The sequence below is a fragment of the uncultured Roseibium sp. genome (assembly GCF_947496995.1).
GTDB lineage: Bacteria > Pseudomonadota > Alphaproteobacteria > Rhizobiales > Stappiaceae > Roseibium.
This window is the reverse complement of record NZ_CANMFD010000001.1, coordinates 893,670-910,355: the sequence shown is the minus strand read 5'-3', so window position 1 is coordinate 910,355 and position 16,686 is coordinate 893,670. Positions and strand designations below refer to the sequence as shown.

The 16,686-nt window shown below is 61.3% G+C and carries 17 protein-coding genes; 10 read left to right on the top strand and 7 right to left on the bottom strand.

The genetic code is table 11. The features are described 5' to 3' along the window. Positions 1-25: 25 nt before the first annotated feature. Complete coding sequence (locus Q1B40_RS04105) at positions 26-811, bottom strand: VTT domain-containing protein (RefSeq protein WP_299810399.1); 786 nt, start codon at positions 809-811, stop codon at positions 26-28. Positions 812-1,254: 443 nt separating this feature from the next. On the opposite strand from Q1B40_RS04105, the gene rpmH reads away from it, so the two are divergent. From rpmH to Q1B40_RS04055, 10 genes are all read left to right on the top strand, one after another. Further along, entirely contained in the window at positions 1,255-1,389 is a 135-nt protein-coding gene (gene rpmH, locus Q1B40_RS04100) for a 50S ribosomal protein L34 (protein ID WP_082837230.1), read from the top strand. Between the two features lie 60 nt (positions 1,390-1,449). Further along, positions 1,450-1,851 carry a ribonuclease P protein component gene (gene rnpA, locus Q1B40_RS04095; protein WP_299810384.1) on the top strand — a complete coding sequence of 134 codons (402 nt, stop codon included), beginning with the start codon at positions 1,450-1,452 and terminating at the stop codon, positions 1,849-1,851. 6 nt (positions 1,852-1,857) lie between these two features. Further along, positions 1,858-3,696 (top strand): membrane protein insertase YidC, encoded by a 1,839-nt coding sequence (gene yidC, locus Q1B40_RS04090; protein ID WP_299810381.1) that lies wholly within the window; start codon positions 1,858-1,860, stop codon positions 3,694-3,696. A gap of 145 nt (positions 3,697-3,841) precedes the next feature. Then, the gene (locus tag Q1B40_RS04085; protein ID WP_299810379.1) at positions 3,842-4,504 is read left to right on the top strand and encodes a transglycosylase domain-containing protein; all 663 of its coding nucleotides are present in this window, start codon (positions 3,842-3,844) and stop codon (positions 4,502-4,504) included. 228 nt (positions 4,505-4,732) lie between these two features. After that, positions 4,733-5,389, top strand: coding sequence for a CatB-related O-acetyltransferase (locus tag Q1B40_RS04080; protein ID WP_299810376.1), 657 nt, complete (start codon positions 4,733-4,735; stop codon positions 5,387-5,389). Between the two features lie 217 nt (positions 5,390-5,606). Next, entirely contained in the window at positions 5,607-6,569 is a 963-nt protein-coding gene (locus Q1B40_RS04075) for a hypothetical protein (protein ID WP_299810374.1), read from the top strand. Positions 6,570-6,648: 79 nt separating this feature from the next. Continuing rightward, entirely contained in the window at positions 6,649-7,296 is a 648-nt protein-coding gene (gene yihA / locus Q1B40_RS04070; RefSeq protein WP_299810371.1) for a ribosome biogenesis GTP-binding protein YihA/YsxC, read from the top strand. Positions 7,297-7,393: 97 nt separating this feature from the next. After that, positions 7,394-8,281: an acetylglutamate kinase gene (argB, locus tag Q1B40_RS04065; RefSeq protein ID WP_299810368.1), complete on the top strand. Its 888-nt coding sequence runs from the start codon at positions 7,394-7,396 to the stop codon at positions 8,279-8,281. After that, positions 8,278-9,021, top strand: a complete 744-nt coding sequence (locus Q1B40_RS04060) for a pyrimidine 5'-nucleotidase (RefSeq protein WP_299810365.1) — start codon at positions 8,278-8,280, stop codon at positions 9,019-9,021. The genes argB and Q1B40_RS04060 overlap by 4 nt, the downstream gene beginning before the upstream one ends. A gap of 76 nt (positions 9,022-9,097) precedes the next feature. Continuing rightward, a complete protein-coding gene (locus Q1B40_RS04055) occupies positions 9,098-9,961 on the top strand; it encodes a LysR substrate-binding domain-containing protein (protein WP_299810362.1) in 864 nt (287 codons plus the stop codon). A gap of 22 nt (positions 9,962-9,983) precedes the next feature. Here Q1B40_RS04055 and Q1B40_RS04050 read toward each other — a convergent pair whose 3' ends face one another. The 6 genes from Q1B40_RS04050 to Q1B40_RS04020 form a co-directional block, all read right to left on the bottom strand. Continuing rightward, entirely contained in the window at positions 9,984-10,742 is a 759-nt protein-coding gene (locus Q1B40_RS04050) for a TIM barrel protein (protein WP_299810359.1), read from the bottom strand. Positions 10,743-10,749: 7 nt separating this feature from the next. Continuing rightward, positions 10,750-11,394 carry an aldolase gene (locus Q1B40_RS04045; RefSeq protein ID WP_299810356.1) on the bottom strand — a complete coding sequence of 215 codons (645 nt, stop codon included), beginning with the start codon at positions 11,392-11,394 and terminating at the stop codon, positions 10,750-10,752. Then, positions 11,391-12,629 (bottom strand): 3-oxo-tetronate kinase, encoded by a 1,239-nt coding sequence (otnK, locus tag Q1B40_RS04040; RefSeq protein WP_299812525.1) that lies wholly within the window; start codon positions 12,627-12,629, stop codon positions 11,391-11,393. The genes Q1B40_RS04045 and otnK overlap by 4 nt, the downstream gene beginning before the upstream one ends. Then, on the bottom strand, positions 12,629-13,543 hold the full coding sequence (ltnD, locus tag Q1B40_RS04035) for an L-threonate dehydrogenase (protein WP_299810353.1): 915 nt from the start codon (positions 13,541-13,543) through the stop codon (positions 12,629-12,631). The genes otnK and ltnD overlap by 1 nt, the downstream gene beginning before the upstream one ends. A 1-nt stretch (position 13,544) precedes the next feature. After that, a complete protein-coding gene (locus Q1B40_RS24700) occupies positions 13,545-15,560 on the bottom strand; it encodes a TRAP transporter large permease subunit (protein ID WP_367279107.1) in 2,016 nt (671 codons plus the stop codon). A gap of 86 nt (positions 15,561-15,646) precedes the next feature. After that, positions 15,647-16,681, bottom strand: coding sequence for a TRAP transporter substrate-binding protein (locus tag Q1B40_RS04020; protein ID WP_299810350.1), 1,035 nt, complete (start codon positions 16,679-16,681; stop codon positions 15,647-15,649). Between the last annotated feature and the right edge of the window lie 5 nt (positions 16,682-16,686).

Sequence of the window (16,686 nt, the reverse complement as noted above, 5' to 3'; positions counted from 1 at the left end):
CAATCGATGAACGGGAAAGAGAGAATCAGCGGGACCGCAGCTTCTTCAGAATGACGGGAATGAGGCTGACGATGCCGAGCGCGAAAAAAGCGGCCAGAAGCTGGGGCGTGACCAGGGCGGACAATTCGATCCGGCAGGTCCCGGCCGCGGCACAGCCGGGGTCGGCCGCCTCCTGGGCCGCGATGACACTGTCCAGACCGGAACCGATGAAGGCGAAGGCAAAGGTTCCCGGAATGATGCCGGCAAAGGTCGCCAGCGCATAGGACGGCAACGGCATTGCAAACATGGCCGGGGCGATGTTCACCAGCCAGAAGGGAAAGACCGGCGTCAACCGCAGGAACAGCAGATAGTTGAAGGCATCGTTGCGAAACCCGTCCGCGAGACGGGACAGGAACGGTCCGGCGCGCCGGGTCAGGATGTCCCCAAAGGAGGTTCGGGCGACCAGAAAGACTGCGCAGGCACCAAGGGTCGCGCTGAGAACCGTTGCGAAACCGCCGAGAACCCAGCCGAACAGGAACCCGCCGGCGATGGTCAGCAGGGACGCACCGGGAAAGGAAAGCGCAACGGCCACGGCATAGGCTGCCGCGTAGACCAGGAGGGCCAGCGCGATATTGGCCTCCACATAGCCGGCCAGTTCCTGTCGGCGCATAATGAGATTCGACAGCGTAAGCTGTTCGTGCAGCCCGAGCGCAAAAGCGAGCCCCATCAGGCCCACCAGGACAATCAGTGGCAGCCATGTGCGGATCCGGGCGGACACCGAGCGCTTGGGCGTTTCGCCGGCGATCGCCTCTGTTTGCTTCGGTGCTGTCACTGTGTTGGCCTTGTCACCCGACATATAGGGTCCCGTTGTTTTTTCATTCGCCCGTTTTTACCTGTTCGGGATATGTGAGTATTGGCAGATGTATCTTAATTCCGGTAAAAAGAACCATGCTTCACCGATAAGTGACGTTTGGCCGGCTCAAGTTCACTCACGCGTGATCCGCCTGCCGCCGTTGCACAGCACGGTCACCTGCGAAGCGGTCCACCGCCAATCGCCGACCTGATTGGGCATGGGTTTCCCGGGCGCACAGGAATTAAGAGATTCTTCGCCCGCAAAGTTGACTTGCAGCGTCATGGCCCTTATAAGCGCGCTCGACCGGGACATGCATTCGGACCCAAGGCTGACAAGAGCCCCGCGCTTCAGGCGCTTCGAGTGCTTCCTCCAAAGAATTAAGATGAACAAGGGCCGCGCATTAATCCGCGTGGGGAAGAACAATGAAGCGTACGTATCAACCGAGCCGTCTTGTCCGCAAGCGTCGCCACGGATTTCGCGCACGTATGGCAACCAAGAACGGTCGTCAGGTGCTTGCTCGTCGCCGTGCCAAAGGCCGTAACAGCCTGAGCGCCTAACCGGCGTTGAGCCCGCAGCGCGCCGGGTTGGCGGCGTCTGCCAACAACCAGCTGCTGCTCATGGACACTTTGAAAAAGCGCTCCGAATTCCTGGCGGTCGCCAAAGGCGGCCGACTGGGTCGGCGCGCTTTTGTCGTTCAGGGGCTGAAACGGGATGCGGACGGCGAAGCGCGCGTGGGCTATACGGTCACCAAGAAGACCGGCAATTCCGTCGTGCGCAGCCGCATAAAACGCCGCCTCAGGGCCGCCGTTGCCGAACTCGGACCGGGGGATAAACCGCAAAACGCGGATTTTGTCCTGATCGCACGGGACAGCGCGCGCACTCTTCCCTTTCAAAAACTCGTCGCAGACCTTAAGTCTGGCCTGAGCCAGGTGCTTGACCCTGCCACGCCGCGCGGACGGGAAAAGCCGCGCCGGACGAACCGGCAGAATCAAACAAACTTGCGCAGGAAACAGGGGTAACTCCAGTTGATTTCTGAAAACCGAAACACGATTCTTGCAATCGTCCTGTCCCTGATCGTACTGCTTGGATGGCAGTATTTCATCGCCGGGCCGAAACTGGAGCGCCAGCAGGCGCAGGCTGAACTTCAGGCGCAGCAGGATGCCGCGGCAAGCGGCCAGACACTGACTGACAGCGGCAACCCGAACGCGCCGCGGCCAACTGCAACGCCCGGCACGGACGCTTCGGCCCCCGCACCTGCAGCAGCCGGTCAGGCAGCCTTTGCAAGCCGGGAGCAGGCCCTTTCGGCCAGCAAGCGGATCACCATCGATACCCCGCACCTGGAAGGCTCGGTCAATCTGACCGGCGGCCGTCTCGACGATCTTCGGCTGAAGGAATACCACGAGACCGTCAACAAGAGCAGCCCGACCATCGTGCTGTTCTCTCCCTCGGGCAGCCCCAACCCCTATTACGCCGACTACGGCTGGGTGGCGGATCCCGAAGCCGGTATTTCCCTTCCCGGTCCCGATACGGAGTGGTCCATCGAGGGACAGGCGACGCTTACCCCGGCAACTCCCCTGACGCTGACATGGGACAACGGCGCGGGCGTTGTCTTTAAGCGCGTCTATTCGGTCGACGACAACTACATGTTCACCGTCGAACAGTCGGTCGAGAACACCACGGCCGATGCGCTCACGCTTTACCCTTACGGCCTCATCGCCCGGCGCAACATTCCCGAGACCACCGGCATCTGGATCCTGCATGAAGGCCTGCTCGGGGTCTTCGGCGAGGAAGGGCTCGAGGAGGTCGATTATTCCGATCTTGAAGAGGAAGGCACGATCCGTCCTCCCAAGGTTGACCAGGGCTGGCTCGGCATGACCGACAAGTACTGGGCGTCAACGCTTATCCCGTTCCCGGGCCAGGAATTTCAGCCGGGCTTCAGTTATTCGGCCAAGACCGGCAATTACCAGGCGGATTATCTCGGCAATGCCGTTTCGGTGCCGGCGAGCGGAACCGCAGAAACGAGTTCCTACCTGTTCGCAGGCGCCAAGGAAACCAAGCTTCTGGACGGATACGAGGAAGCCCTCAACATCAAGCGCTTCGAGCTGCTGATCGACTGGGGCTGGTTCTACTTCCTTACCAAGCCGATGTTCTTCGCCATCGACTGGTTCTTCCACCTGACCGGCAACTTCGGGGTCGCGATCCTTCTGGTCACGGTGCTCGTCAAGCTGATCTTCTTCCCGCTTGCCAACAAGTCCTACGTCTCCATGAGCAAGATGAAGCTTGTGCAGCCGCAGATGACGGAGATCCGCGAGAAATACGGGGACGACAAGCAGAAGCAGCAACAGGCGTTGATGGAGCTCTACAAGAAAGAGAAGATCAATCCGCTGGCCGGCTGTCTGCCGATCGTGATCCAGATTCCGGTGTTCTTCGCGCTCTACAAGGTGCTGTTCGTCACCATCGAAATGCGCCATGCGCCGTTCTTCGGATGGATCCAGGATCTCTCCGCGCCGGATCCGACGAGCATCTTCAACCTGTTCGGCCTGATCCCCTGGGATCCGCCGCAGATGCTGATGCTGGGCGTGTGGCCGCTGATCATGGGCATCACCATGTTCATCCAGATGAAGATGAACCCGGCGCCGCCGGACCCGACCCAGCAGATGATCTTCACCTGGATGCCGGTGGTCTTCACCTTCATGCTGGCCTCGTTCCCGGCCGGTCTGGTGATCTACTGGGCCTGGAACAACAGCCTTTCGGTGACCCAGCAATACGTCATCATGCGCCGTCAGGGCGTCAAGGTGGAGCTGTGGGACAACCTGTCCCGCATGTTCAAGCGAAAGAAACCGGCAGCCGAAGACAAGAGCTGAGGCAGCCGATAAAAACCTGTCCGATACAAAGGTCCCGCCGCAAGGCGGGGCCTTTTTTTGATAGAAGCCGAACGCCCGCTGCGGGCCATCATGACATTGCCGCTTTTCGCGCATCATCTTGGCGACCCCTTCCCGTGGAGCCATCATGCGTCGACTTTTCAAATTCCTAGGTGCCGTGTTTCTGCTGCTTGCTGCCGCGGGCCTGATCTATGGCGTTTCCGGCTATTTCGACGCCCTTTCAGACGCGGATAGGCTGGCCCTGCGCGCCGACGCGCTGATGGCAGAGGGCCGCAGCGGGAAGGATCTCGGAGAAAAGCGGCTGGAGACCCTCCTCATGGTTCAGGACCCGGCCTTTCTTCAACACGCTGGACTGGATGTCACAACGCCGGGGGCCGGCATCACGACTGTCACGCAGTCCCTGGCGAAACGCGTTGCCTTCCGGAAGTTCAAACCGGGCATCGGCAAGATCCGTCAGACCGGCTACGCCATCGGGCTGGAACGGAAACTCACCAAAGACCAGATCATGGCCCTGTGGCTGGATACGCTTGAAATGGGCCGGGGACCGGATGGCTGGATGAAAGGTTTCTTCGTGGCGAGCCAGACAATTTACCTGCGGCCGCCCGCCGAATTGACCGACAGGGAGTTCCTGTCGCTCGTGGCTGTCCTGATCGCGCCGGGAACTTACGATCTGCGGCAGGAAGATGCGCAGCTTGAAGAGCGCATTGCCCGCATCGAAAGGTTGGTATCGGGCAATTGCACGCCGAAAGGCAATGGCGATGTCTGGCTGGAAGGCTGCCGGCGCGAATAGATCTGAAGCTCTTCGCATCTTGACCCGGCGCACGGGTAAATGTATGGATTTTGTCCTGTCAGCGCCGATTGAAGCGGCGCTTTTTCGTGACTGTCCTCAGGAGTTCCCGGACCGATGAACCGATAAAGCAAGACCTGATCCGCAAGGCGAAGCCGCTCACCGGCAGGTCGACCGCGTATGAAACGCGTTTTCCGTCTTCCCTTGTTTCTTGCTTTTTGAGGAGGTCCCATGCACGGCCCGTCTCCCGACATCCTTCATCCGTTCAACGGCGAACCGCACACCGTTTTCCTGAAGAACGTCATCACCCGCCCGACCATCGAGGTCGGCGACTTCACCTATTACAACGATCCGGACCATGCCACCGCGTTCGAAGAGCGCAATGTGCGCTATCACTTCGACTTCGTCGGCGACCGGCTGAAGATCGGCAGGTTCTGCGCGCTGGCGCAGGACACGACCTTCATCATGAACGGTGCGAACCACGCCATGACCGGGTTCTCGACCTTTCCGTTCAATATATTCGCCGATGAATGGCGCGAAGGGTTCGACCCGGCGACGATTTCCGATCACCTGCGCGGCGACACCATCGTGGAGCACGATGTCTGGTTCGGGACCGGCGCCACGGTGATGCCGGGCGTCACCATCTGTTCCGGCGCGATCATCGGCGCCCATACGGTGGTCGCCTCCGACGTTCCGCCCTATGCAGTCGTCGTCGGCAATCCGGGCCGGGTGATGCGGCTTCGCTTCGATGAAGACACCATCGAGCGTCTCCTGGAAATTGCCTGGTGGAACTGGCCCGTGGAAAAGATCACCCGCCATCTCGGCGCGATCAGGGGGGCGGATTTCGCCATTCTGGAACAGGCAACCGCCGAGACTGAAATTTCCTGAGCGCCGCCGGGCCGCCCGGGTCCGGCGGTTTCCCCCGACCTTGAAACAACCCTGCCCCCCGGGCGCTGCCAACGCGGTGTTGTCGCCAGTGCCGCCCGTCACAGGCGCTTGCCTGCACTCTTCCGTAAATCTGCCAGTGAAGAAAGTTCATTCGCGGGGCCGCTACTTCGAGGTACGGCCCCCAAAATTTGTGCAATCAACGCACTCGAGGTATGGCATGACCGGATTTAACTTGTTCCAGCGCCGCAAGGACATGATTACCCTGACCCCCAGGAGTTATCTGGACATGGCCAGGGCGCTTCCGGCCTTTCAACGGCTGGTGCAGGACACCGACCGGGACTGTGCGGAGCTGACCGTTGCGACGCTTTGGGCGGCCGAAAACAAGAGAACCTTCACCAACGACCTGACGAAAATCGTTACCGCGCGAAGCAATGAGCAGTACTACAGGAACCAGTTGTCCGGGCGTCTCGACATGGAGCGCCAGCGCGTTCTCGCATCCACGCGCTATCTCGACATGCTGCTGCTGGAAGCCTACTCCAATGTCTTCGTGACATTGCGGAATACCCCTGGCCATCAGATACCACCCGACCAATACGGTGCCCGCCAGACGGACACCGACCTGATCAAGGCCTCCAAATGGGTCTGCACCTCCTCCAACAGCTTCGGCAGAACCGCCAACCGGGCGGACGTGACGGCTGTCCAAAGAGCGATCACCACCGTCCTGAACCGCAATATGGACTTGCGGCATGTGGAGACGATCGAACACATCCACAGGGCCGTCGTGGGGTCCATCCCCGCAAATGCCGACGCCCTTCGCAACACACCGATGGGACAGAACTACTGCGGCGTCGGTGGCGGAACCTATCTGCAGGCTTATGCCGCGCGGCAATCGCGCAAGATCCGGGAAATGATGCCCCTGCCTCCAGCGGCCGAGCAGCAAAGGCACCGCTATGAGACTCCGGGACAACGCCACTACATCTTCGTGCCCACGGTTCAAAATCAGCACAACAATTGGGGCAATATTGCCTGTTACCTGCTGGGCGCCCACCTTCGCGCGCATGCCTTTACAGACGGCAACGGGCGCGCTGTCAGAACTCTTTTCGCCTGCGCGATCATCAAGAGCAACGCAGACTTCATCGCCCCCACCTATGCGTTCGAAAAACAGCTGTCCGGCCTATAGGCCATACCTCGGCCGGAATTTAACCGCTGCACCGGAATGCACGCTCGACGGCGTCAGTCCGGCAGGCTAAAACGCGCATATGAGTGAAGATCAAACCTATACGCCGGAAGACCTGGAAGCAGGCCGGCTCTTGTTCGCCCGTCCCTGGGAGTTCCTGACCAGCGTCACCGACATGGCCAATCTGCCGGAAGCGGCGGATACCGAGATCGCCTTTGCGGGCCGCTCCAATGTCGGCAAGTCCAGCCTGATCAATGCGCTGACCGGGCGCAAGGGACTGGCGCGGACATCCTCGACGCCCGGCCGCACGCAGATGCTCAACTTCTTCGTCGCGCCCGATACGCCGCTGACCATCGTCGACATGCCCGGCTACGGCTATGCGCAGGCGCCGAAGGATCTGGTCGACGCCTGGACGCGGCTGGTGTTTTCCTATCTGCGCGGACGGCCGAACCTGCGCCGGGTCATCCTGCTGATCGACAGCCGGCACGGGATCAAGGCGAACGATCTGGAGACAATGGCGCTGCTCGACAAGGCGGCCGTCGTCTACCAGGTGGTGCTGACCAAGGCCGACAAGATCAAGCCGCCCCAGTTGGCGCGACTGATTACGGAAACAAGGGCGCTTCTGGCCAAACGGATTGCCGCCCATCCGGAAATCATCGCCACCTCCTCGGAGAAGAACAAGGGTGTCGACGAGCTTCGCGCCGAACTCTACCTGCTGGCGAACCAGTAAGGCACTTCCCGGCTGCCGATTGTGAAGACCCGTCAAACCGGCTATAGCAGGTCTCTTTCGCGAGACGTTTCTCAGCCACGCAGAGTATCTCAAGTCCATGATCACGCCTGAAATGACCAGCCGCGCCCAAATCATCGCCCATGCCCTGCCCTACATGCAGCGCTACGACAACAAGACCGTCGTGGTGAAATACGGCGGCCACGCAATGGGCGATCTTGAACTCGGTCAGGCCTTCGCCCGGGACATCACGCTGTTGCGTCAGTCCGGCGTCAATCCCGTGGTGGTGCATGGTGGCGGGCCGCAGATCGGCAAGATGCTGCAGCGACTCAATATCGTCAGCGAATTCAAGGGTGGCCTCCGGGTCACCGACAAGGCCACCGTCGAAGTTGTCGAGATGGTGCTTGCCGGATCGATCAACAAGGAAATCGTCCAGATGATCAACGCCGAGGGCGGCCGGGCGGTCGGCCTGTGCGGCAAGGACGGCAACCTGGTCACCGCGCGCAAGCTGCAGCGCCGGATCGTCGATCCGGACAGCAATATCGAGAGCGTCGTCGATCTCGGCTTTGTCGGCGAACCGGAAAGCGTCGACCCGACAGTCCTCAGGCTGGTTCTGAAGGAAGACATCATTCCGGTGGTGGCCCCCGTCGCGCCGGGGAGTGACGGCGAGACCTACAATATCAACGCCGATACCTGCGCCGGGGCAATCGCCGGAGCGCTCAACGCCACGCGCCTCCTGTTCCTGACCGACGTCCCCGGCGTTCTGGACAAGGACGGCAATCTCATCAAGCAGCTCACCGTGGCACGGGCCCGCGAGCTGATGGCCGACGGCACGATTTCCGGCGGCATGATCCCCAAGGTCGAGACCTGCATCGAGGCGCTGGACCAGGGCGTCGAAGGGGTCGTCATCCTCAACGGCAAGGTGTCGCATGCGGTTCTTCTGGAACTCTTCACCGATGGCGGTGCGGGAACCCTGATACGCCCGTGACCGGAAAACGCCCCCTGCCCCACGAGGGCCCGCAAGCGCACAGGCGCGACCTTCGTGTCTTCAAGGGCATCGAAGCCTGGGTCTTTGACCTGGACAACACGCTCTATCCGCATGACGCCGACCTGTTTTCGCAAATCGACGAACAGATTGCGCGCTATGTCGAGAAGACCTTGCACCTGCCGCGCGAAGAAGCGATGACGCATCAAAAGGCGCTGTATCACGAGTTCGGCACAACGCTGAGCGGACTGATGAAGCGGCACGAGATCGATCCGGACGAATATCTGCGCTTCGTGCATGACATCGACTATTCGGGCCTGGCGCCGAACCCGGAGCTGGGGGATGCCATCGAGGCCCTGCCGGGCCGGAAGTTCATCTTCACCAACGGCGATCGGCCGCACGCGGAACGCACCGCCGCAGCCCTTGGCATCTCCGATCATTTCGAGGATATCTTCGGCATTGTCGAAGCCGACCTGATCCCCAAGCCCAACCGGGAGACCTACGACAGGTTTCTGGCCAGGACCGGTATTTCCTCCGCGCGCTCGGCCATGTTCGAAGATCTTTCGAAGAACCTGATCGTACCGCATCAGCTCGGCATGTGCACGACGCTGATCGTACCGCAGAGTGCGGGCGAGGTGTTCAGGGAAACCTGGGACGTGGAAGACGAGCCTTACCCCCATGTCGATTTCGTCACCGACGACCTGACCGGCTTTCTCAAGGCGGTTCTCGGCGCCCTCGGATAGCTCAGCCGGACCTCCAACTCGACATGTACCGCACGATCCATTATTGAATAAAATTCAATAGTCCGGAACTTGCTCCATGGCATCCCTGCGCGCACTTCATGCCTTTTCCCTGCTCGCCCGCCACGGCCGGGCGGCGCTGGCGGCTGAAAAACTGGGCGTCTCGCCTTCGGCCCTGTCCCATCTGATGCGCAAGCTGGAGAGCGAGCTGGGCGCGACGCTGGTCAACCGCGACGGCCGCGGCCTGAGCCTGACGGAGGAAGGCCAACGGCTGGCGCTGAGCATGGGCGATGCCTTCGACCGGATAGAAGAGGCCGTCGACAGTTTCAAACGGCGCGGGCGGACGGAACTCAGGATCAGCACGGTATCGACCTTCGCCACCCGCTGGCTGATCCCGCGCCTGCCGCAGTTCCAGACCATCCAGCCGGATGTGGAACTGCTGCTGTCGGCGTCCACGCGCATGATCGACCTCGACCGGGAAAACTACGATTGCGTCATCCGCCTCGGCACCGGCAACTGGCCGGGCGTGGAAAGCCGGCTCCTGTGGCAGGAACACCTTGCCGTCGCCGTCGCACCAGGCCTCCTGAACGGCAAGGACCCTGAAGATCCTTCCATCCTGAACGATTTCCGACTGCTTCACAGCGCTTCGCGGCGCAACGACTGGAACGTCTGGCAGGAAAAAGCCGGTCTGGACCATGGCGACACGACATCCGGCATGGTTCTGCAAAGCCGCGATCTGGCCATCCAGGCGGCCATCGCCGGCATGGGCGCCATCGTCATCGACCGGCGCTTTGTCTCCCAGGAACTTGATGCCGGTCACCTCGTCATGCCGGACTGGCCCCGCGTCGAACTGGACACCGGCTACTGGTTCGTCCGCTCTCCGACACGCACGCTCACCCGCCCGGTGGCCGCGTTCCGGGACTGGCTGCTGACGACGGTTTGATGCGTGGATACTTTGGCGGCAATCAGGCCGAAGCCAGCCAGCCCAGGGTCGCTTCCGTCTTCTCTACCGGCTTGTATTCAGCGCCCAGGGGCGCGCTCCAGCCCAGGGCTGCGATCTCCGCGAACACCGTCTTGTAATCGACCTCGCCATGATCCGGGGCGCCGCGGTCCGGAACGGAGGCGAATTGTATATGGCCGGTCAGCGGCAGGCATTCTCTCAGCCTGCCGAGCACGTCCCCTTCGGTTCTGCCGACATGATAACAATCGAACATCAGCTTGAGATTGGCTTTTGCCACCTCGGCGATGATTTCGCCGGCCTGCCGCGTATCCGACAGAAAATAGCCCGGCGCGTCATAAGGGTTCAGCGGCTCGATCAGGATGGTGATGTTGCCTGCGGCGGCCTTGTCACAGGCATAGCGCAGATTTTCCACAAAGGTCGAGTGCGCCTCTTCACCTTCCGCAAATCCGGCCATGACGTGAATGTTCGGCGTGTCGATGGCACGGGCATAGGCGATGGCTTCGTCAATCGCGGCGCGGGCCTCGGTTTCCCGTCCGGGGATGGCGCAAAGACCGTTGTCTCCGTTCGATATGTCGCCGCGCCGTGTGTTGAGGCCCAGCATGCGCAGACCTGTCTGTTTCAGGGCAGCCCTGACTTCATCTGCCGGAACATCATAGGGCCAATGGCATTCAACGGCGTCGAAGCCGGCATCCCTGGCCGCAACGATCGCCTCGGGCAGCGGGAGCTCGTTCCAGAGGAACCCAAGATTTGCGGAAAACTGCATCGACTGCTCAGTCCCACTCGATGTTGAATTGGGTGACAAGAGCCCTGACCTGATCATCGGACAGCCAGCGCGGATGCTGGCCTCTTGTCAGCATCGTCAGCCGGGCCGTGTCCTCGAGCTCCTCGATGGCATTGCAGGCCGCTTCGACATCCTTGCCGGCGACCACCGGACCGTGGTTCGCCAGCATAACGGCAGAGCGTTTTCCGGCGAGACCGCGCACCGCATCGCCCATTGCAGGATCGCCCGGCAGGAAGAAGGGCAGCAGTTTCACCTTGCCGAGCTTCATGATCCCGTAAGGCGTCAACGGCGGAAGGAAGTTATCCTCATCGACATCCGGCATCAGCGACAGGGCGACAGAGTGGCAGGAATGGAGGTGAACAACGGCACCGGCTGTCGAGCGGGTCTCATAGAACGCGCTGTGCAGGGGCATCTCCTTGGTCGGCTTGTCGCCGTCGATCAGGATACCCTTGCTGTCGAACCGGCTGAGGCGACCCGGGTCCAGCCGTCCGAAGGAGCTTCCGGTCGGAGAGACCAGCAAACCGCCGTCCCTGGTGCGCGCGGAAATGTTTCCCGTGCTGCCATGGGTCAGGCCCCGGTCGAAAAGCGACTTCGCCAGAACGCATATCTGTTCGCGCAGCCCGGCTTCCGTCATGACGTGCCTGCCAGCGCCCTGTCGGCTTTTTCAAAGAAATCTTCTGTCCCGAAGTTTCCGGACTTCAATGCCACCACGAGGTTGCGCCGTGCCCGCAGGGCCGGGACGCCGGGATCGATTTCCGGCCCGATCTCCAGCGTCGTCAGGCCCAGCCCTTCCACGACCGCTCCCGATGTTTCGCCACCGGCCGAAATGACGCGGGTCGCGCCACCGGCAACAGCCAGCGCTGCCACCCTGGCGAAAAAGCTTTCCAGCGCCTCAGAAGACCGCTCCCGTCCGTATGTCGCCTGAACCCTGGCCACAGCCTCCGGATCGGCTGAACTGAAGGCCAGTGGCAGGCCATCGGTCTCGACAAGCCATGTGGCGATCTCTTCGGGCGTCAGGCGCCCCTCGATGACATCTGCCGCAACGATCTCGCGCGCCGGATGCCGGGCGGCGTGATGCGCGACCTGGCCTCTTGTGGCCACAGAGCACGAGCCGGAGAGGGCGACAGATTTTCCGGACTGCCCGGTCCAGGGCGCTTCGGATGCCACGGCGCCGAAATTGGCGGGCAGTCCCAAGGCAACACCGGAGCCGCCGGTGACCAGCGGCAGTCCCTTGGCCGCCCGGCCGATCTCGATCAGATCTTCATCGCGAATGGCGTCCACGACGATATGGCGGTGGCCCGCGCGATGCTCCTCCTCCAGGGACCGGGAAATCGCTTCCGCGCCGGCAAACACCGTTTCAGTCGGGATATGACCCACCGTATAGCGCGTCTGCGGGGCGAGCCAGCGGCGCAGGTCGGGGTCCGTCATGGGGGTCAATGGATGGTTCTGCATGCCCGACTCGTTCAGCAACCGGTCCTTCACGAAAAGGTAGCCCTGATAGACGGACCGGCCCGTGCCGGGAAACGCCGGGCAGACGATCACCTTGTGAGCATCAAGCGCCTCGGCCAGCGCATCCGCCACCGGGCCGATATTGCCCTCGGGCGTGGAATCGAAGGTCGAGCAGTATTTGAAAAAGAATTGCTCGCATCCCTGTGCCTTCAGCCATTCCAGAGCCTGCAGCGACTGGGCCACGGCGTCGGCCGGAGCGATGGAGCGGGATTTGAGAGCGACCACACCGGCCTCGACATCATCCCCTGCCGGAACGTCGGGCACGCCGGTATATTGCACCGTGCGCATGCCCCCCTTCGCCAGTGTGTTGGCCAGATCGCTGGACCCCGTGAAATCGTCGCCGATACATCCCAGCAGCATCATGCTTCTCCCGGCAGGGTGAGCCCTGCATTACGCGCATAGACCTTGGCCACGGCAGCATCGTCCTCGCTGCCCAAGCCCATCCCGGCGGCCGCCAGAAACTGCTGCAGCGCTGCCGCCGTAATCGGGGCACTGAAACTTGCCGACCTTGCGATGTCCATGACAATGCCAAGGTCCTTGGGCCAGATGTTGACCTGGCTGTGCGGAGTATAGTCTCCGGCCACGATATGCGGCGCGCGGTTTTCAAGCATCCAGCTTGTCCCGGCGCATTTGCTGATGACCTCGACGAATTTGTCCGGGGCAACGCCCTGGGTCATACCGAAGGTCAGGGCCTCCGCCATGGTGGCGATATGAACGCCCGCCAGCAGCTGATTGACCGCCTTCATGGCGCTGCCCGCGCCGGCTTCATCGCCCAGTTCGAAGACGGTTTCCGCGATGCTGTCCAGAACAGGGCGCAGGGCTGCAAAGGCCTCGGGTGCGCCGGCGGCCATGATCGTCAGCTCGCCTTGCGCCGCCTTTGTCGAGCCGCCTGAAATGGGCGCATCGAGATAATGCACGCCGTGGCCGGCGCAGCGGGCGGCCATGTCCCTGGCGAAGGCAGGCGGCACGGTGGCGCAGCACAGGAGGGCGGCGCCGGCTTTCAGGTGGGGCACGATGCCGTCCGCACCGAACAGGACCGTCTCTGCCTGGGCCGCATTGAGGACGGTGACAATCACAGTATCCAGACTGTCCGCAACCTCCTGCAGAGCGCCTGTCTGTCCGCCCTCGCCTGCAAACCGCTGCATCTGTTCCTGATTGATGTCCACGCCCCAGACCGCGTGTCCGCCGCGCAGGGCGGACATTGCGATCCCGTAGCCCATGGAGCCGAGGCCTATTGCGGCAACGTTCCGGGTCAGCTTTGTATGGTCAGTCATCTCAGCCTCCTTTCACCCAGGCCGGAAGCCAGAGTGCCAGGTCCGGGAAGAACAGAACAAGCATCAGGGCGACCAGCTGGATCGCGATAAACGGTAACAATGCGCGGAAAATTTCCGACAGGGACATATCCTTGGGCGCCACCGATTTCAGATAGAACGCCGCGGGTCCGAAGGGGGGCGACAGGTAGCTGACCTGCATGTTCATCGCGAACAGGATGCCGAACCAGACAGGGTCCATGCCCAGTTTTATGATGATCGGCACAAAGATCGGCATGGTCAGCAGCGCGATGCCGATCCAGTCCATGAACAGGCCGAGCACGATGAGGATGCCCATCATGATCAGAACGATGACCATGGGGGACGCGCCGCTGTCGAGGATCGTGCTTTCGATGAAACGATTGCCGCCCATCAGGTTGTAAACCCCCACAAGGGCCGCTGCACCAAGGCCGATCCAGATGATCATGCCGCAGGTTTCAAGCGTCTGCTTGAGGCTGCTGGTGATCAACTCCCATGAGACTTCCCTGCGAATCCATGCCGAAGCGAAGACGCCAACAACACCCATCGCGGCGGCTTCCGTCACCGATGCGACGCCGCCGTAAATGGAACCCAGCACGGTGAACGCCACGAGGACGGGCAGAATGATCCCCTTCATTTTCCGGAGCTTTTCGCTCATCGGCATGGACAGCTCTTCTTCGGGAATACCAGGAGCTATCGTGGGGTCCAGAGTGCAGCGTGTGTAGATGTAGACAATGTAGAACGCGGCAAGCATCACGCCCGGCACGACCGTCGCGAGAAAGAGATCGCCGATCGACACACTGGCCGTCAGTCCATAGACGATGAGGACGATCGAAGGCGGGATCATCGTGCCGAGAGAACCTCCGGCACAGACAGTGCCGATGGCCAGGGCGCGATTGTAGCCCAGCCGCAGCATCTGTGGCAGGGCGATCAGGCCCAGCAGAACGATCTCTCCGCCGATGATCCCCGAAATGGAAGCCAGGAATACGGCTGCGACGAGGGTCTGGATGGCAACACCCCCCTTGAGCCGACCCGCCACAAGTCGCATCGCGTCATAAAGATCCCGGGCCATGCCCGACCTGTCCAGCAAAGACGCCATCAGAACGAACATCGGGATCGCCACCAGGACGTATTCGTTCACGAAGGAATAGATGCGGCTGGAGACGAGCGGTACGCCCGAGGTGCCGAACCAGGCCATTGTAAAGAGGATGGCGATCAGGCCTGTCACGAACGCCAGGGGAATACCCGTGAGGATCAGCACCATGATGCTGCCCACCAGCAGGAGGGACCCCGTCTCGATACCGAGCGAACGGCCCTCGGTGAACAGGAAATATCCCCCGATGGCAAGGAGGCAGAAAACGGCCGCGATGCCCAGCACCGCAAGTTTGCCCGGAGCTTCGGATGCCGCCTGACGATAGCCCGTGCCTTTATAGGCAACCCACAGATGCCCAAGGGACTGAATGGCGAGAACGCCTGCCGTGATGAACAGTCCCAACTTGACCAGTGCCGGTGTGATCGGGTTCCACGCCGACCCCGACCGTTCAAGCCGCAGGTCGCCTTGCGGCGTCCACCACGACTTTTCGACCATTGTGTAGGCCGCGTAGGCAATGGCCAGCGCAAAGAAAAGCGCAAGCAGCGCGTTGACGAAGTCCAAAAGACGACGCGTTCCGCCGCTGGTACCGAAATAGATCAGACCGATGCGAATGTGCTTGTCAGCTGCCAAACACTGCATTCCGCCGTACAGGTAACAGACGGCAATCAGCGCGATCACGGTTTCATGCGCCCATATTGTCGGCGCATTGAAAAAATAGCGCATGACGATTTCGTAAATCGACACGATGGTGGCAATCGCGAACAGGAAACTGAACGCACCACCGAAGGAAATGATCTTGCGGTCAAGCGCGGTCTGAGCGCCGGCACTGTCTTCCTCGTGAGCGCGTTTGAGAGCGTCGAGCTGAGTCTCGATCTCATCCGCGGTCATCGCCGTGTTCTCTTGTGACATGTCGCCCTCCCAAGCCGCTGGACGTGATCTTTAATGAGAAAGAAGGGGCTGGAACAGCCCCTTCCCAAATCAAGTGCGTGCCTGAGTTACTTGGCGAGCAGACCGGTGGAGGTCAGGTAGTCCGTGACGCTCTTGTAGGCCTTGCCCGCCATTTCGGAGCGCTCTGCCCAATTGGCCCATTGTGTCTGGGCAATCGCACGGAACTTTGCACGCTCTTCGTCGGACCAGTTGATGATCGTGATGTTCGGATCAGCAGTGGCTTCGACGACCGCAATGGCGTTCGCTGCCTCGAGCCGTGCAACCATATCCTGGGCGAAATCACGGACGGAGACTTCGAGGATCGCCTTCAGGTCTTCCGGAAGGTCATCGTAGATCGCCTTGTTCATCGACACATCGATCACCGGCATGGAATGGAAGCCGGGATAGAGAGGGTAGTTGGCGAACTCGTGCATGCCCTGCGCATGGTTCGTCGAAAAGACGGTGTAGTCGGCCGCGTCGATGACGCCTTTTTCCAAAGCCGTGTAGACCTCGGAACCAGGCAGGTTCACAGGCGCTGCGCCCGCAGCTGCGAACACTTCCTGAACCATGCCTTCCGGCGCGCGCATCTTGATGCCCTTGAGATCCGCAACGCCGTTGATCGGCTTCGTGGACAAGAAAGCCTCAACGCCGGTCGCGGACGCACCGAGGAACTCCAGTCCGTAGGGGTTCACCAATTCGTTGAACAGTTCATGGCCGCCGCCGTAGTTCATGTAGTTGAACATCTGCTGCGGCGCGGACCACGCGCCCACCAGGTTGCCCAGCATGGCAAAAGCCGGATCCTTGCCGGAGAAGTAGGACGGGTCCGTTATGTGACCCTGCAGGATACCGGACCCCACAGCCTCGAGGGTTTCGTTGTGCGCAACGACCGTTCCCACCGGAACGACCGTGATTTCGATGCGGCCGCCCGACATGACGCCAACCCGTTCGGCCCATTCTTCCTCGATGGGGAAGAAGTTGTCGCCGGCCTGGGCCGAGGTCTGGAACGTCCACTGGTATTCCTGTGCGATTGCCGTGCCGCCGATCAACGCACCGGCAGCTACGACGCCGCAAAAAATAGCGGACTTGAACTTGTATGACTTCATTTTTC

Bases quoted from the DNA above. Each gene is read 5' to 3' on its own strand.
- rpmH (WP_082837230.1), top strand. From the start codon at position 1,255: ATGAAGCGTACGTATCAACCGAGCCGTCTTGTCCGCAAGCGTCGCCAC.
- rnpA (WP_299810384.1), top strand. From the start codon at position 1,450: ATGGACACTTTGAAAAAGCGCTCCGAATTCCTGGCGGTCGCCAAAGGC.
- Q1B40_RS04085 (WP_299810379.1), top strand. From the start codon at position 3,842: ATGCGTCGACTTTTCAAATTCCTAGGTGCCGTGTTTCTGCTGCTTGCT.
- Q1B40_RS04080 (WP_299810376.1), top strand. From the start codon at position 4,733: ATGCACGGCCCGTCTCCCGACATCCTTCATCCGTTCAACGGCGAACCG.
- Q1B40_RS04075 (WP_299810374.1), top strand. From the start codon at position 5,607: ATGACCGGATTTAACTTGTTCCAGCGCCGCAAGGACATGATTACCCTG.
- yihA (WP_299810371.1), top strand. From the start codon at position 6,649: ATGAGTGAAGATCAAACCTATACGCCGGAAGACCTGGAAGCAGGCCGG.
- argB (WP_299810368.1), top strand. From the start codon at position 7,394: ATGATCACGCCTGAAATGACCAGCCGCGCCCAAATCATCGCCCATGCC.
- Q1B40_RS04055 (WP_299810362.1), top strand. From the start codon at position 9,098: ATGGCATCCCTGCGCGCACTTCATGCCTTTTCCCTGCTCGCCCGCCAC.
- Q1B40_RS04050 (WP_299810359.1), bottom strand. From the start codon at position 10,742: ATGCAGTTTTCCGCAAATCTTGGGTTCCTCTGGAACGAGCTCCCGCTG.
- Q1B40_RS04045 (WP_299810356.1), bottom strand. From the start codon at position 11,394: ATGACGGAAGCCGGGCTGCGCGAACAGATATGCGTTCTGGCGAAGTCG.
- otnK (WP_299812525.1), bottom strand. From the start codon at position 12,629: ATGCTGCTGGGATGTATCGGCGACGATTTCACGGGGTCCAGCGATCTG.
- ltnD (WP_299810353.1), bottom strand. From the start codon at position 13,543: ATGACTGACCATACAAAGCTGACCCGGAACGTTGCCGCAATAGGCCTC.
- Q1B40_RS24700 (WP_367279107.1), bottom strand. From the start codon at position 15,560: ATGTCACAAGAGAACACGGCGATGACCGCGGATGAGATCGAGACTCAG.
- Q1B40_RS04020 (WP_299810350.1), bottom strand. From the start codon at position 16,681: ATGAAGTCATACAAGTTCAAGTCCGCTATTTTTTGCGGCGTCGTAGCT.